The sequence below is a fragment of the Cutibacterium nasicola genome (genome assembly GCF_051303185.1).
GTDB lineage: Bacteria > Actinomycetota > Actinomycetes > Propionibacteriales > Propionibacteriaceae > Cutibacterium.
Genome location: NZ_JBPPGE010000006.1, coordinates 59,159 through 75,193 on the forward strand (window position 1 = coordinate 59,159; position 16,035 = coordinate 75,193).

The window sequence follows — 16,035 nt, forward strand, 5'->3', positions numbered from 1 at the left end:
TTCCGAGCTGAGTTCAGGCCACATTCGCGGGGTGGTCGGGATGCTTGTCCAACCAACCCCTGATAAAGGAACAGTCTGGTCGCACCGCCAGACCCTGGGAGGCGATGTCGTCAAGGGCGAAGCGGGCAAGCGCGCCTCCAACACCTTGACCACCGAAGGCGTTGAACACTTCGGTGTGAGGCATGACGACGACGTTCCCCTCGTGTCGAAAGTCGGCAAACCCGGCGAGCCCACCGCCAATGTGAGCCTCGTACCGCGACTTCTGGTCATTCCTGGTGACGGTTGTCATGGCTCCATTGTTGTCCGCGGCCTTCGGTAGCCCAACGTTGATGGCGCTCGTGCCGGCGTGTGGTAATCCCGTTCGGGACGGGGACCACTGCCACCTCTGGTGGTGACCGGGGTATTACTACACACGTTTGCCACAACGAGCCGCGGTGTCGAGCGCGACGTGACTGCCCCCTTGGATACAGCCTGTCACGGGGGCAGGGTGGGACGTACCCGATGAACGGAGGCGTCATGCCCATTGATCCCAGCAAGCCGTCAACCACTACGAACGGTTCCCCGGCGCCCAGCGATGAATATTCCCTGACTGTCGGCGCCGACGGTCCGGTGCTACTGCACGACGCTCACCTGGTTGACACCCTCGCACACTTCAACCGCGAGAACATCCCCGAGCGCAAACCGCACGCCAAGGGCTCCGGCGCCTTCGGCCACCTCGAGGTCACCGCAGACGTCTCGGAGTACACCAAGGCCGGTTTCCTGCAGAAGGGCAAGGACACTCCGATGCTGGCCCGGTTCTCCACGGTCGCAGGTGAACTCGGCAGCCCCGACACCTGGCGTGACGTTCGCGGATTCTCGCTGAAGTTCTACACCGACGAGGGCAACTTCGACATGGTCGGCAACAACACTCCGGTGTTCTTCATGCGCGATCCGATGAAGTTCCCGCACTTCATCCGTTCCCAGAAGCGGCTGCCGAACTCCGGCCTGCGTAGCCCGAACATGATGTACGACTACTGGAGTCTCTCCCCGGAGTCGGCGCACCAGGTCGCCTACCTCATGGGACCGCGAGGCATTCCGCTCAGCTACCGCACCATGAACGGCTACTCCTCGCACACCTACTCGTGGGTGAACGCCGAGGGCAAGATCACCTGGGTGAAGTACCACTTCATCAGCGACCAGGGCGTCCACAACATGACCGCCGACCAGGCCAAGGCCATCGTCGGCGATCACCCTGACATTCATCGCGAGGACCTGTTCAACCACATCGCCGACGGGGACTACCCGTCCTGGACCGTCAAGGTGCAGCTCATGCCCTACGAGGACGCCAAGGATTACCGGTTCAACCCGTTCGACATCACCAAGGTGTGGCCGCACCAGGACTACCCGCTGCACACCATCGGCACATTCACCCTGGAGCGCAATCCGGAGAACTTCTTCGCCGAGATCGAGCAGGCGGCCTTCTCCCCGTTCAACACCGTCGAGGGCACGGGTCTGTCACCCGATCGCATGCTGCTGGGTCGCGTCTTCGCCTACAACGACGCCGCCCGCAACCGTCTGGGCGTCAACTACGAGCAGCTGCCCGTGAACCGTCCGACCGTCGCGACGAACCAGTACACCTTTGACGGCCAGATGGTCTACGAGCATGCCGGTTCCGCCCCGACCTACGCCCCGAACTCCTATCGCCGCGACTACGCCACCGGCTACCGTCTCGGCTCGGAGACCAGCTGGGAGACCGACGGCGACCTCGTTCGCGCCGCCCAGACCCTGCACACTGAGGACGACGACTTCGGTCAGGCTCACACCTTGGTCCATGACGTCTTCTCCGATAAGGAGCGCAGCGACCTCGTCGACACCCTGGTCGATCTGCTGACCAACTTCGACATGGAGGAGCCGGTCATCGGCAACACCCTGACCTACTGGCGCAACATCGATGCCGGTATCGCTGACAAGGTGGAGTCCACCATGTGATGTCGCTCTGACCCACTCGTGGTCCCCGGGGAATGGAGGTTCTCGGGGACCATCTCTTTCCAACTGCGCCATTTTTTCTGTCAGTTGCGTCGGTCGTTCGCGGCGTAGGCGTCGGACGGTGGCGCAGCTGTGTGGCTGAGAGCGGCCCAACGCTGGCTCGACCACACCTGCCACAGCTGGGCGAAAGGACCGTCGCCCGCGCACAGCTGTTCGGGAGGCCCGACCTCCACGATCCGCCCGTCCTCCATGACCGCGACCTCGTCGGCCATCGCCACCTGGGACAATCGGTGAGCGACCACCAGAGCGGTCCTTCCCGTGACGACCTCAGCGGCGGCTCGGTCGAGGGCAGCCGCTCCCGAGCTACCGGCTTCGGCTGTCGCCTCGTCCAGGATGATGACTGGGGGATCCGCCAGCAGGGCCCGGGCCAGTGCCACCTGTTGGGCCTGGGCCGGGGAGAGCCGAGTTCCCAGTCGTCCCACCACGGTGTCGACGCCGTCGGGCAGATTCTCCACCCACTCGGCACCGACCTGTTCCAGAGCGTCCAGGACGGCCTCGCGAACCTGGTCGTCAGACCAGTCCTCGACGGTGGTCGGCAACCCGAGCGCCACGTCGTCGAGAAGGCTTCCCGAGAAGGTGTGGATTTCCTGGCTGATGAGCACGGTTCGGGCATGGGCTGGGGACATGGCGACCTGACCAGACCGAGGTTCCAGCAGGCCTGCCACGAGTGCTGCCAGAGTCGACTTGCCAGCACCGGACTCCCCGACGAGCACCATGGTGTGCCCGGCAGGAATGGTCAGGCTCACCTCGTGCAGAACCTCCGGACCGTCCTGATAACCGAAACTCAGCCCTTCCACGTGAACCGACGTCGGGCCCTGGTGGGTGTGCTCGACGACGGTCGGCTCCTCGTGACGGGCATGGATGACACCCACCACTCGCTGCAGACACACCCACGCGGCCTGCAGGTTGTTGAGGAACATCAGCAGGAACCGCGCTGGGGAGAACACCCTCAGCAACACCAGGACCGCCGTCGCGGCCGCACCGACGCTGAGCTTGTTGCTGGCGACGAGCAGGTATCCCGTCCACGCGACGCCAATGGTTGCCACGGCCTCCCCGGCCAACAGCCTGACGACCAGCGTGTTCCCGAGGAATCGTCCGCGAAGGCCCCATCGGATGGCCTGCCAGGATCCGCCTGCCACCGTTCGAGTACGCAGGTTCTCCAGCCCGAAGGCCCGCACCACGTCGAGCCCGTGGATGGTCGAGAGGATGTGCTGCGACTGGGTCGTCGAGGCCCGTCTCTCAGCTCGGTACACGGGCGGGGCAGTACGCAGGAACTCCCGGATCGCCAGGCCGTAGAGAACCCCCGCGAGGAGCACCGGGATGAAGAAGGCCGGATGCAGGCTGGCCAGCGCACCCACTGACACGATGACCATGATCATGGTGTTGACAAGGCGTGGAAGGGCTCCATTCGCCGCATCGCGTACCGCTTGGACGTCGTCGGACGCGCGCGAGACCAGGTCGGCGGTACCGGCCCTCTCCACCCGCTGCTGGTCCAGCCCTAGTCCGACCTGGATCATCGACTCCCGTAACCGGGTGACGATGGTCGTGAAGAAGGAAGGCGTCAGGGCCTGGGCCGCACCATTGCAGATCCCCGACCCGACCACTGCAACGGCCATGGCGAGGGCAGGGGTGAGCAGGGATGATGGCGGACGGTGGGCCCGGGCGGCGTCAATGATCCACCCGGTTGCCATCGGCACGGCCAGGTCCAGCAGGGCCGCCGCCGTGATCACCATGATCGCTCCGACGAAGTACCCGCGCACGCCACGTGCTGCCCGTTGGACGTCCTGACGAACCTGGGCGGCAGTGGCGAGTGGTAGCCAATGGGAAGTGCTCATGACAGCATCCCCCGGTAGTTCTCGCGGGTCAGCAACTCGCGGTGTGGGGCGCGGGCGACCTCGCGACCGTCGCCGTCGAGCATGACCACCTCGTCCATCCGGTCCAGCAGGGCCGGGGAGGTGGTGGCGATGACGGTGGTGCGTCCCTTCCTCAACTCGTGCAGCCGCTCCGCGATGGTGGCGGTCGTGACGGCGTCGATGCTGGTGGTGGGGTCAATCAGCACCAGACCGTCAGGGGAGTGCAGCAGCGCTCTCGCCAGGGCCAGCCGCTGACGCTGGCCTCCGGAGACATGACGTCCGCCCTCTCCGACCTCGGTCTCCAGACCACGCGGCAGCACCTTGGCGACGGTGTCCAGAGCGGCGGCGGCGACGACGGCGTTGAGCTTGGCCACCGTCGTCTGGCGCTCCAGCACGATGTTGGACCGCGCAGTGTCGTCGAAGAGTTCTGGGCAGCGTGGAGCCACCAGGACCAGACGTCGCCGCTGGGAAGGGTTGAGGCGGCTGGCCGCCACCCCGTTGAGAAGGGTTCGGGGGCCATGGTCGATGGCGTTGGCGAGGGCATCACACACGTGTTGTGGAGCGACGATCCCCAGGTGGGTCCCGGCGGGGACGTCCAGACAGAAGTCCGGCTCCTCGACAGGAACGTGGAGCGACACCGGGCCGTCTCCGGGAGTGGTGCGAGCCCCGTCGTCGGGGTGGACCGGCCAGGCAGCCGGACTGTCCCGAAGCTCGCAGAATCTGTCCCCGGAGGCGTTCGCACTGGCCAACATGGATGCGGTGTCGACGCCGAGGGCCCGAAGCGGCGGGCCGAGAGTCTGCGCCAGACCCACCACGGTGACGAGCTGTCCGACACTGATGTGACCCTTGAGGGTGAGCCATCCGGCGAGCACCGTCAGTGCCGTGATGAAAACCCCGACGGAAGCATTGATGATGCCGGTGTAAACCCCCTTGACCCGCCGGTTGCGCAGGCTGGCCGCCAACCCCTCTCGGCTGACCACCCGAAACCGCTCGGTGGCGCGATGCTCGGCTGACAGACCCTGGATGACGCGCAGTCCGCTGGTGAGATCGGCGGCGGACCCAGCTGCCGCGGCCTCGGCTCGTCGTTCCCGGCGGGTGCTGCGTTTGACCGGGGCGACCCCCTTGACCGACAGCAGGATGAGCAGCGGGACGATGCACACCGTTGCGAGCACGAGCCAGCCGTTGATGAGGGCCATCGCGACGAGGGAACCGAGCAGGGTGACGATGTTGCCGGGGATCGAGGCCAGGGCGATGAAGGCCCGTGACACTGCCCGGACGTCGGTGACGACGACGGCGAGGAGATCACCGGGAAGGCGGGACCTTCCCCCGATTCCCTCCGGGGCGGTGATGCGGTCGAGGGCCTGGACGCGAAGGTCGTGCTCGGCCAGTGCGGCACCGACATTGGTCTGCATCCGCACCGTCTGGGCAACCGCGCGGGCCACGTAGGCCAGCGCCACCAGGGCCAGCCATCCGGCGAGGACAGCGGCGTTGGCCGCGACCACTCCGTCATCGATGGCGCGGCCAAGGGCCATCGGCACCCCGATGTTGACCAGGCTGACGAGGGCTGAGGCGATCGAGCCGGGCAGCAGCCACCGCTTCCCGTCGTGAGACATCTGACGCACCACGGCCCGGCCCTCGTGGACCTCGTTGACGTTGATGAGGGAGACGTCAAAGGGTGGTGGGGTCTGTTTCGGGATGTGGGGCAGCCACCTCAGCCTCGGCCGCCAATGACGGTGGACAGTACGTATCACGCTGCCCCCGGCCCGCCGACCGACTCGAGGGGACGCCGCCTCATGCGGTGCGGCAGGACGAGCCGGGCGGCCTGGGTGAGGTTCTCGGTGGTGATCGTGGTGCGTTCCTCCCACGCTGCCAGGGCACGAGCGGCCCGCACCATCATGATGTCGGCGCGGTGGCCGTCGACATGGGCGTTGATGCAGGTGCGGGCGACCGTCATGAGGGTCTCGTCGTCGATCTGGACCTCCTTGACGAGCTCGGTGGCGTGCCCGATCCTCTCGCTGATCTGGTGGCCCTGCTGTTCCCACTTGCGCGTGAAGTTGGCCGGATCATCCTCGAAGGCCAGCCGACGCCGGATGACCTCGATGCGCTGCTCGGGGTCGTCCTCCCCACCGACGGTGACGCACAGGCCGAACCGGTCGAGCAGCTGGGGACGCAGTTCTCCCTCCTCGGGGTTCATGGTGCCGACCAGGGTGAACCGTGCCGGATGGGTGACGCTGACCCCCTCGCGCTCGACGGTGTTGACCCCCATGGCAGCCGAGTCCAGCAGCAGGTCGACGACGTGGTCGTCGAGCAGGTTGACCTCGTCGACGTAGAGGATCGCCCGGTGGGCCGCAGCCAACAGACCGGGTTCGAAGCGACGTCGTCCCTCCCGCAGGGCAGTCTCCATGTCGAGGGTGCCGGTGACGCGATCCTCGGTGGCCCCCACCGGCAGGTCGACGACCGGCACCTGGACGGTACGCGGCTCGGGCATGGTTGCCGGCAGGCCAAGCTCCTCGGCGTGGGCCGAGTACTCCTCGGGGGACAGGTGGTAGGCACCGGAAACCTCCCGGTGCTGCGGGAGCAGGGCTGCCAGACCGCGGACCGCAGTGGACTTGGCGGTGCCCTTCTCGCCGCGGATGAGCACCCCGGACAGGTCGGGGCTGATGGTGGCGAGGATGAGGGCGAGTTTCATCTCCTCCTGTCCGACGATGGCGCAGAAGGGGTAGACGGGACGTGGTGCCATGTCAGCAGTCCTTTCGGGGAGCAGTGGGGTCGAGTTGGCAGACGACGTTGACGAGGTCGTCGGCGCGCAGGTCGTCGATGTGCAGGCACGGCCCGCCCAACGCGGCGGCGATGTCGCGAGCACGGGACAACCGGATGCCGCGTGGATCCTCGGTGTCGATGACGACCCAGCTGAGACGTCGGTCGGCACCGATCTCGGTTGCCAACGCGATTGCCTCGTCGGTGGCTCGACCGTTGGGTCGTGCGTCCAGACCGACGTTGCCGCGTCCGTCGGTGACGAGCACCAGCAGCGGCCGCAGCTCGGGGTCCTTGAGCAGCAGCGGGCGAACCACCTCACAGGCCTTGACCAGTCCAGCTGCCAGTGGGGTGCGTCCGCCGACGGGCAGCTCGGCGAGGCAGCGCTGGGCCACCTCCACCGAGGAGGTCACCGGGACCAGCACCTCGGCCCGGTCCCGACGAAACCCGATGAGGCAGACCCGGTCACGTTTGACGTAGGCGTCGAGTAGTAGTGAGAGCACGGCCCCCTTGGATGCGGTCATCCGGCCACGTGACCCCATCGACCCTGAGGAGTCGACGACGAGGATCACGCAGGAGCCAGCTCGACCGACCCGCACCTTGGCACGCCAGTCGACGGGTTCGATGCGAATCGCCCCGCTGGAGGGCGTCTTGCCCGAGCGGTGCGGGCCGGTCCGCCGCGACTTCTGGTGGATCGCTGCGGCTCGCAGGGTGGCGTCCAGGGCGAGATCGTCGGGACGGTCGGTGGGGCGGGACGAGACGTAACGGCCGCGACGGCCCTCGCTACGGGTGCGCAGGCGTCGCCCCGAGGCCCGCCGGGAGAGGCGATCCTGCTCGGGTTCCAGGGGGCGCACGGCGAATGCCTCACCCAGGGCGGCCACCTGGTCGCTGCCGTGGGATGGGTTCTTGGTGCTGTCGCGATCCGCGTCGCGCTGGCCCTCGGACTGCTGGTTCCCGCCTGCCAGATCGTCATCGGGGTCGCTGTCCTCGGCGTTGCCGTGGTCATCGTGCGCGTGATCGCCCGGTGTGCCACCTGAGGTGGCAGCATCGTCGTTCCCATGCAGATTTTCCACGCCTGGGTCGGGGCCCTGCTCCGAGTTCTGAGGTGGATCGGACCCCTCGGGGGTGGAATCAGGATTGCGGGAGGGGTCCTCGGGCCGGTCCGGACGGTTCTCGGGGTGCTGGTCTCGCGGTGGGGGAGGGTCAGCCGGCGTCTCGTCACGTCGGCGGTGTCGCAGCACCATCTCGCTGACCGCCAACACGTCGTCCTCGGTGGCAGTCCTGCGGCCGGCCAGGGCAGCATGGGCACGAGTGGCCTCTGCCATGACGACGTCGCCCCGGTGCCCGGCGACGTGGTTGTGTCGGCACAGCGAGCAGATGAGCTCGGTGACGGTGCGGTTCAGCGCGATCTGGTCGACGATGCGCTGTGCCCTGCTGATGGCCGCGGTCTGACGTTCCTGGTCGTCCTGCCAACGGCGTGCGAACCCAGTTGGGTCGGCGTCGTGGTCGAGACGACGACGGATGATCTCGGCGCGGGTGTCCGGGTCCGACTCGCCGTGCACCTCGACGCACAGTCCGAACCGGTCCAGCAACTGGGGGCGCAGCGCACCTTCCTCCGGGTTCATGGTCCCGACTAGGACGAAGCGGCTTGCCAGGGTGGCTGTCAGGCCCTCCCGCTCCACCCGGAGTGTGCCGGCGCAGGCGTCGATGACCAGGTCGACGAGATGGTCGTCGAGGAGGTTGACCTCGTCGACGTAGAGCACCCCACCATCGACCTCACTGAGCAACCCGGGCTGCAGCACTGGACGGCCGGTGGCCAGGGTGGCCTCGAGATCCAGCCCACCGACGAGACGGTCCTCGGTGGTCCCCAGTGCCAGGGTGCGCATCACCCGACCGGGAAGCAACTCGGCCAGGCCACGGACCACCGTCGACTTGGCCGTCCCCTTCTCCCCGCTGAGCAGCACCCCGCCAATACGAGGATTGACGGCGCACAGCAGCAGGGCGCTCCTGGCCTCGTCCTGCCCGACGACGGCGGTGAACGGGTAGATCATCGGAACAGACGTCATCGGTTCAACCTCAGTGAGGTGAGGTTCAGCGCGGCAAGGTCCAAGCCCCCGTCGGAGGTTTTTGGTGGGGCAGTCTCGGCCGGGCTGGTGGTGCTCGTCGAGCCGTGGGAGTCTCCGGTGCCGGTGGTATCCCCAGAGCTGATGGGGTTCCTGGGGCGGATGGGGGTGCCGCCGGTGCCCGAGCACGGGTCGTCGGAGACCTCCTCGATGGTCCCCTCGATGTCGGCGTAGGTGTCCTGCAACTCCTCGACGGTGCCCGGGTCGGCCTGCCAGATGTTGCGCTGGGCGGCGTCAAGGAGCTTGTCCACGATGTTGTGCAGGGCGTGCGGGTTGACCTCGTGGAACCACTCCTGCATCGCCGGGTCGAGGGCATAACGACGCGCCACCTTCTCCCACAGGCCGTCGTCGACGACGTCGGCGGTGGCGTCCCAGCCGATGAGGATGTCGAGCACCTTGGACAGGTCTCCGGCCCCCTTGTACCCGTGGCGCTGCAGACCCTCGATCCACGACGGGTTGAGGATTCGGGAGCGCAGGATGATCCGGGCCTCCTGCGTGGTGGTGCGTGTGGCGATCCGGGCAGGATCGGAGGAGTCACCCACGAACGACATCGGTGCCTCACCGCGCACCGTCGTCGCAGCGACGATGAGCCCGCCGTAGTAGTTGTAGAAGTCGGTGCAGCTGAGCATGTCGTACTCGCGGGTGTCCTCGTTCTTGACGGTGACGTCCATCCGCGACAACGCAGCGGTGAATCGCTCGGGCTCCACGTCCCCGAACACCCCCTCGCCGTAGGCGTGGGAGGAGGCCGCGATGTAGGCCCGACCCAGATCGGCCTTGTCCTGCCACGCCTTGGTCTCGATGAGTTCCTCCACACCGGCGCCGTATCCGCCGGGTGGGCAACCGAAGACCCGCAGCGTCGCCTTGCGGCGAGCCTGCCCGACGTCGATCCCGCGAGCGATCATGTCGGCGACGTCGGCCTCGACGTGGGCACGCAGCATGTTGTCGTCGCCATCCTCCGGCAGGGCGGCGACCATCCGAACGGCCCGGTCGACCATCTCGACGAGGTTGGGGAAGGCGTCCCGGAACAGCCCGGAGATGCGCGGGGAGACGTCGATGCGAGGACGTCCCAGTTCATCCGGGTCGATGATCTGCAACCCGCTGACAAGGCCTGATGACTCCCAGACCGGGCGCACCCCCATGAGGTACAGGATCTCGGCGATGTCGGCCCCGCCGCTGCGCATGTTGGCCGTTCCCCACACCACGACACCGACGGTGCGCGGCCACGGCTGGTCGGGGTGGGCCTCGGCGTACCCGGCCAGCAGCTGCTCGGCGAGCTCGACCCCCTCTCGCCAACCGGTTGGCGTCGGCATGGTCTCGGGGTCGAGGGAGAAGAAGTTTCGACCGGTCGGCAGGATGTGGGCGTTGCCACGGCTGGGCGCTCCCGACGGTCCGGGGGAGACGAATCCACCGTCCAGGGCCGTCATGATCGACTCGATCTCGTCGGTCGTGGCGTCCAGGCGCGGCATGAGGTCGGTGGCGACCCAGGTGAGGGTCTCGACGACGTCACCCCGTTCGGCACCGAGCTGTTCTCGGCACAGCTGGACGGCGAGGTCGTGGGCCCCTTCGGTGTCGAAGCATCCACCGTGGTGACAGGCGACGACTGGGGCCAGCAGGTCGACGCACTGCCGGTGAGTGGCCTCGATGATCTCGCGTCCGCTGAGCCCGTCGGGCAGGTCAGCGGTGACGGTGACCGGCTCGCCCGCCTTGGTGCTGACCTCGTCGAGACTCGTTCCCCAGGCATCCAGCACCGCCTCGCGCAGCGACGGCACCTGCCCGTTGGGTTGACGGGTGAGCTGGGCGACGTACTCCACCTCGGCCGCGGCGGGGTCGTCCTGGCCGGCGACGAGTTGTCCGAGGACGTGCAGACCGTCGGAGATCTCGCGATCCTGCAGCTCGAGCAGGTGGTGATGGACCTTGTCGAGCAGCTCGGCGGGGTCTGAGTCGACGTCACCTGCGGTCAGGCCCAGATCGGTGTCCAAGCCGGCCTCGACGACGGCGTCCCACACCTGCTCGGCGACGAGGCGGGCGCGCTGCGGGCTCTGTGACTGCGCCCCGGCGTGCTCGCGCAGGATGCGGTCGATCTCGGCGGTGGAGTCGTACAGGCCGGCCTGACGCATGGGTGGGGTGAGGTGGTCGACGAGGGCGGCGGCACTGCGCCTCTTGGCCTGGGTGCCCTCGCCGGGGTTGTTGATGATGTAGGGGTAGATGTTGACCATCCGATCCAGGGCGAGCTCCGGGTAGCACTCCTCGGACAGGCCCAGCCCCTTGCCGGGAAGCCATTCCAGACTGCCGTGCGTGCCCACATGGATGACGGCGTCGGCCTTGAAGACGTCACGGATCCAGCGGTAGTGGGCCAGGTAGTGGTGCGGGGGAGGCAGCACCGGGTCGTGGATGGCAGAGTCCGTGACGGCCTCGAATGTCCCGCGCGGTGGCTGGATCGTCAGCAACACGTTGCCGTCGAGGTGACCGGCGAAGGAGAACTCGTCGTCGTGGACGAAGAGGGTGCCCGGATGCGGCCCCCAGTTGCGGTCCATGCACTCCCGCACGGAGTCCGGCAGCCCCCGGTACCAGGGACGCGAGATTTCCAGATCGGCGTGGGCCTCGGCCCTCTCGTGCATCTGCTCGGGGGTGAGCCAGCGCTGGTCGCAGGTCAGGCACGACAACAGCATCTGGGCGATGTCGTCGCCGGTCTCGAACTGTTCCGGGACGTCGTACCCCTCGTCGGCCATCCGGATGAGCAGCTGACGCACCGACTCGAAGGTGTCCAGACCGGAGGCACAGCCGATGCGATCATTGCGTGGCGGGTGGTGATGGAAGACGATCGCCACCTTGCGCTGACCGGCTGGGGTGCGAGCCAGCCGGGCCCAGGACAGGGCCAGCTCTGCCATCGCCTGCGCCCGGCCCAGGACCGGGACCATGCGGGGCACGACGGCTCCGGTGAGGTCGTCAACGGTGTCGACCTCCCGGGTGGCCAGGAACTTGGTGATGAGGGCGCCGTCGAACTCCGGCTGCGCGGCCTGGGTGGCGACGTCCATTGACCCCATGCCCTGGGCGGTGGCCTGCCAGGCAGCTCGTGGGGCGTAGGAGGTGAGGGCGTGCAGCACACTCACCCCCAGATTCGGGTAGGCGTCGGCATTGGCGGGCACGCCAGCCGTCATGGACATCCCGTGGACGTCGACCAGGGTGTCGACGACACATCGGCCCTCGTCGTCACGCAACAGATTCTCCAGAACCTGCGCCATGCCGGGGTTGCCGCGTCGCGCGTCGGGCAGCCGCAGGCAGAAGAACGGCACCGTGTTGGCGTCGAGCTCCTCGACGGCGGTGACGAGGGCCTCGATGTGGGCCGTGTTGTGCTCCAGCCAGTAGCTGCGCGGGAAGGTGATCCCGACAGTGGGTCGGTCGGGGTTCAGGTGCTGCCGATACTCGGCGAGGCTGGTGAACAGGCCGTGACGCGGATGCCAGATTCCCTCGGTGGGGGCGGGGACGACGTCGGGGATCGGGGCCGAGCCTCCGTGTACCCGGTCGACGAGGACTCGCAGTGCCGACTCGACGTTGACCGGACCGTTCATCCCCAGCAGCCCGACAAGGCCCTGCCAGGTGCCGTCGTCCAGGCCACTGGCCCAGTCCTGGGCGGCCAGCAGCCCATCGTCGTCCCCGGAGGTGGGTTGGACGTGGATCCACGGCAGCGGCAGGCCGCGGGAGCGACGGTCCTGCCAGGCCTCGACGAGGTCCGACCACGCCGGGCAGGAGGCCGTCCCACCGTGGAGACTCAGCACGACGGCGTCACTGCGAGCGGCTGCTCGGGCGAAGGCGCGGGACAACTCCGGATCGAGGAGTTGGTCCTTGGTGCGGCCGAAGAGGGTGACGTTGATCCCGTCGGCACGCATCCGAGCCAGGGCCTGGCTGACGAGGGTGAGTTCCCCTCCGGTGGCTGAGAAGAAGCACAGGGTGGTCATGACGCGATCTCCAGACGGGCAAGGGTGTCGTCGATGAGGCAGGTGAGCGGGGTGTGACGGTGTTCCGGGTCGGCCAACGCATTCGCCTCCACCCGGGACGGGCAGTCGCCGGGGCACCGGTCCGCCAGGGCGCAGCGATGACACGGTCCACGCAACGTGTGGACATCGTGCGCGAAACGACGCCTCAAGCCATCCCAGTCGACGTCGTCGATGGTTCCGACCCGGGACGCCACGTCTCCGACGGCCTGGGAACAGGGGTAGACGCTCCCGTCGGGAGCCACCGCCAAGGATTCGCCGACCGCCGCATGACAGTACGGTCGGTTCGGCATTGCCAGTGGCAGAAGTGCTCGCCCGGACGGGTCGACCACGTCTGCGTGGCAGTTGACGTCGTTACGAACAGGATTGCCACGAGGGCTCGACGTGCCGGTGTGGCTCGAATCGTCGGCGGGTGTTGGTGTGCGGATGCAGCAGGGGTATGTGGATCGGATCCGGGACGTTTCCCCGGTGGCTGGTGGACGCGGTTGTCCTGGCCCGGGGCGAGTGGGACCGCTCGGCGCGCGACGCAGCGCTGCCCGAACGGTCTCCAGCTCACGCCAGCGCAACGGGTCGGCCCGCATCGCGTTGACCTGCGCGAGGCATCGGTGCAGGGCGGTGACCCCCGCGACGACGGCCTCCTCGGACGGCACCAGATCTTCCCGACCGGCCGCGCTCCCGATCGGCACCAGTGGGTCGAGTCCGAACCCGGTGACGTGGGGAAGCCCGCCCAGGGTGACCGCCAACTCCCCCAGATGGTCGACGTTGAGGGCCGAGAGCACCGTCGTCACTCGCACCGGGACATCAGCTCGAGCCAGCTCAATCAGGCTCCGGAAGGTCTGTGCTGCCGACCCACGCGCCTGCTCCTGCACCTGTGGCGGCCCGTCAAGGCTCACCCCGACACGCACCCGATGGCGTCTCAGCATGGCGACCATGTCGCCATCGAGGTGGATGGCATTGGTCTGTATGCCGCAGGTGACCCGCCCGCCTCGAATGGCTGCGACCCGGCGGGCGACGTGCTCGACGAGGTCCGGCACCAGGGTCGGCTCCCCGCCGGCCAGCTGGACGTGGGCAGGCCGACCGGTGCCGCGCACGCCATCGGCGACGAGATCCAGTGCCGCGTCCGCCACCTCGATGCTCATCCGGCCGCCCCGGCGGTTTCGTCGGTAGCAGTAGGGGCAGGCGAGGTCACAGGCGGCGGTGGGCCACAGCACGAGGTAGCGGACGGTCATGACCGGGTGCTCTCCTCCCGACGACCAGCGAGATGATCATGCAACTGTGACAGGTTCGCCAGCACGTGACCGTCGACCTCCCAACCGCCATCGGAAACGCTCACCGTTACTTTCGCGTCCGCAGGGTCCTCGACCACCCGGTACCCGGATCGTGCTAGGGTGTGATGAGCCAGGTCGGCGTCCACCCCCGACCCCACGACCCGCGCCGTCGGGCGTCCATCGTCGGACTGCCAGAAGGTGAGAGTGCGGAGATCGAAGGTGATCCCCTCGGTCCGGAAGGCCTCCTCGAGGGTGCCGGTGCGGGCCAGGTCCTCGGGGGCACCGATCGTCACGTCAGTGCCGGGACCGGCCACCCACAGGGTGTCGGCGTAACGCATCACCGGCTCGATGTCGTGGCTGCACACCACGACGCCGATGTCCCTGGTTGTACACACGTCACGCAGCATCCCGAGCAGGGCGATACGGCCCGGCGGGTCGAGGAAGGAGGTCGGCTCGTCGAGCAGCAGGATGGATGGCTCCTGGGCCAGCGCCCGAGCCACCATGACTCGTTGACGTTGCCCGTCCGACAACTCGCCGACGAAGGCCTCGGCCAACTCGGTGGCGCCCACCGCGGCCAAGGACTCGTCGATGACGGCCTGGTCGTGGGGCCTCAGCCGTCCCCTGATTCCCGAATGCGGATGACGTCCCAGCGAGACGACGTCGCGGCAGGTGAGACGGGCCACCGATGCTCGGTCGGTCAGCACCGTCGAGAGGGTCTGGGCGATGTGACGACGTGACATCCTTGACGTCGGCGTGCCGTTGAGGGACACCTCGCCACCCAGAGTCGGCTGTAACCCGGCCACCGACCGTAGCAGGGTGGACTTACCGGCCCCGTTCGGCCCGACCAGCCCGATCATTCGACCGGCCTCCACCGATCCCGTCACCCCGGACAACACCGTCGTGACGTGGTGGCCCGAGGTGTAGCCGACGGACAAATCCGTCATGGCAAGACCGATCACGTCGCCTCCGCATCCCGATACCAACGGATGAGGATGACCATGACGACCGGAGCGCCGAAGACCGCGTTGACGGCATTGACGGGCAGGACGTCATCACCCGGCAACTGGGCCAGGATGTCGGCAATCAGGGCCAGGGAGCCACCGGTGAGGATGCAGCCGGGCAGCAGATGGCGGTGATTCGCGGTGCCGAGCACCCCTCGGGTGAGGTGGGGGATGGCGATGCCGAGGAAGCTGATAGGCCCGCAGAAGGCGGTGGCGGCGCCGGCGAGGATCGCGGTACTGGCCACCAGCAGGGTGCGCACCGCCTTGAGGTTCATTCCCATCGTCTGGGCGTAGCGTTCCCCCAACAACAAGGCGTTGAGTGGCTTGGCGAGCAGCAGGCTGGCCAGGATCATGACCACCATGATCGGCACCATGACTCGTAGGTTCTGCCACGTCACGCCGTGGTAGCTGCCGAACTGCCAGCGGGTGTACTGGGCGATGAGCTCCGGACTGGCTCGCGACAACAGCACGGTGACCCCCGACGACACGAAGTATCCGATCATGACGCCGAGCAGCAGCAGGATCGTCGAGGAGTGGATGAATCGTCCTGCCAGCATGACGATGAACAGGACGACGGCCGCTCCCAGAGCGGCTGCCACCATGATCAACAGATCGGGTCCTATACCCAGTCCGGAGGCGAAGGTCGCCGCACCCACCGACGACGCCGTGCCGAGCACGACGAGGGCGACGCCCAGGCTGGCACCCGAGGAGATGCCGAGCACATAGGGGTCGGCCAGCGGGTTGCGGAACAGGGTCTGCATCTCCAGGCCGGCGATCCCCAGGGCCGCCCCGACCAGCAGGGCGGTGATGGTGCGTGGCTCCCGGACGTCCTGGACGATCGTCAGGGACACCGGGTCGACGCCGGTACCCCCGGTGACGATCGTCATGACGTCACCGATGGGAATGTTCACCGACCCCAGCGCCAGCCCGGCGATCGTCACCACGATGAAGATCACCATGAGGATCGCGAAGCGGACGGGCAACGGCAACCCACGCCGCCGTTGCGTCGTCCGTTGCGA

9 protein-coding genes and 1 pseudogene are annotated in these 16,035 nt (G+C 67.7%); 1 reads left to right on the forward strand and 9 read right to left on the reverse strand.

The genetic code is table 11. The annotated features are described in order from the left end of the window. Positions 1–13 precede the first annotated feature (13 nt). The gene (locus ACSJJT_RS10415) at positions 14–289 is read right to left on the reverse strand and encodes a GNAT family N-acetyltransferase (protein WP_435918214.1); all 276 of its coding nucleotides are present in this window, start codon (positions 287–289) and stop codon (positions 14–16) included. A 227-nt stretch (positions 290–516) separates the two neighbouring features. Between ACSJJT_RS10415 and ACSJJT_RS10420 the strand changes: the two genes are divergently transcribed. Then, complete coding sequence (locus ACSJJT_RS10420; RefSeq protein ID WP_435918215.1) at positions 517–1,968, forward strand: catalase; 1,452 nt, start codon at positions 517–519, stop codon at positions 1,966–1,968. 152 nt (positions 1,969–2,120) lie between these two features. Here ACSJJT_RS10420 and ACSJJT_RS10425 read toward each other — a convergent pair. The 8 genes and pseudogenes from ACSJJT_RS10425 to ACSJJT_RS10460 all read right to left on the reverse strand — a co-directional run. Then, positions 2,121–3,860: pseudogene (locus ACSJJT_RS10425) on the reverse strand (ABC transporter ATP-binding protein); the annotation flags it as partial. After that, positions 3,857–5,491, reverse strand: a complete 1,635-nt coding sequence (locus ACSJJT_RS10430) for an ABC transporter transmembrane domain-containing protein (protein ID WP_435918310.1) — start codon at positions 5,489–5,491, stop codon at positions 3,857–3,859. The pseudogene ACSJJT_RS10425 and the gene ACSJJT_RS10430, both read right to left, overlap by 4 nt. Before the next feature lie 134 nt (positions 5,492–5,625). Continuing rightward, positions 5,626–6,618, reverse strand: a complete 993-nt coding sequence (locus ACSJJT_RS10435; protein WP_435918216.1) for a magnesium chelatase ATPase subunit I — start codon at positions 6,616–6,618, stop codon at positions 5,626–5,628. Position 6,619: 1 nt separating this feature from the next. Then, on the reverse strand, positions 6,620–8,683 hold the full coding sequence (locus ACSJJT_RS10440; protein WP_435918311.1) for a magnesium chelatase subunit D family protein: 2,064 nt from the start codon (positions 8,681–8,683) through the stop codon (positions 6,620–6,622). Between the two features lie 11 nt (positions 8,684–8,694). Beyond that, entirely contained in the window at positions 8,695–12,711 is a 4,017-nt protein-coding gene (gene cobN / locus ACSJJT_RS10445) for a cobaltochelatase subunit CobN (protein WP_435918217.1), read from the reverse strand. Further along, positions 12,708–13,976 carry a radical SAM protein gene (locus ACSJJT_RS10450; protein WP_435918218.1) on the reverse strand — a complete coding sequence of 423 codons (1,269 nt, stop codon included), beginning with the start codon at positions 13,974–13,976 and terminating at the stop codon, positions 12,708–12,710. Before ACSJJT_RS10450 ends, cobN begins: the two co-directional genes overlap by 4 nt. Then, the gene (locus ACSJJT_RS10455) at positions 13,973–14,959 is read right to left on the reverse strand and encodes an ABC transporter ATP-binding protein (protein WP_435918312.1); all 987 of its coding nucleotides are present in this window, start codon (positions 14,957–14,959) and stop codon (positions 13,973–13,975) included. Before ACSJJT_RS10455 ends, ACSJJT_RS10450 begins: the two co-directional genes overlap by 4 nt. Before the next feature lie 11 nt (positions 14,960–14,970). Then, positions 14,971–15,975 carry a FecCD family ABC transporter permease gene (locus tag ACSJJT_RS10460; RefSeq protein WP_435918313.1) on the reverse strand — a complete coding sequence of 335 codons (1,005 nt, stop codon included), beginning with the start codon at positions 15,973–15,975 and terminating at the stop codon, positions 14,971–14,973. Positions 15,976–16,035 lie beyond the last annotated feature (60 nt).

What these genes read in the sequence shown, in the direction of transcription:
- ACSJJT_RS10415 (WP_435918214.1), bottom strand. Translation starts at nt 289, where the DNA reads ATGACAACCGTCACCAGGAATGACCAGAAGTCGCGGTACGAGGCTCAC.
- ACSJJT_RS10420 (WP_435918215.1), top strand. Translation starts at nt 517, where the DNA reads ATGCCCATTGATCCCAGCAAGCCGTCAACCACTACGAACGGTTCCCCG.
- ACSJJT_RS10430 (WP_435918310.1), bottom strand. Translation starts at nt 5,491, where the DNA reads ATGTCTCACGACGGGAAGCGGTGGCTGCTGCCCGGCTCGATCGCCTCA.
- ACSJJT_RS10435 (WP_435918216.1), bottom strand. Translation starts at nt 6,618, where the DNA reads ATGGCACCACGTCCCGTCTACCCCTTCTGCGCCATCGTCGGACAGGAG.
- ACSJJT_RS10440 (WP_435918311.1), bottom strand. Translation starts at nt 8,683, where the DNA reads ATGATCTACCCGTTCACCGCCGTCGTCGGGCAGGACGAGGCCAGGAGC.
- cobN (WP_435918217.1), bottom strand. Translation starts at nt 12,711, where the DNA reads ATGACCACCCTGTGCTTCTTCTCAGCCACCGGAGGGGAACTCACCCTC.
- ACSJJT_RS10450 (WP_435918218.1), bottom strand. Translation starts at nt 13,976, where the DNA reads ATGACCGTCCGCTACCTCGTGCTGTGGCCCACCGCCGCCTGTGACCTC.
- ACSJJT_RS10455 (WP_435918312.1), bottom strand. Translation starts at nt 14,959, where the DNA reads ATGACGGATTTGTCCGTCGGCTACACCTCGGGCCACCACGTCACGACG.
- ACSJJT_RS10460 (WP_435918313.1), bottom strand. Translation starts at nt 15,975, where the DNA reads ATGGTGATCTTCATCGTGGTGACGATCGCCGGGCTGGCGCTGGGGTCG.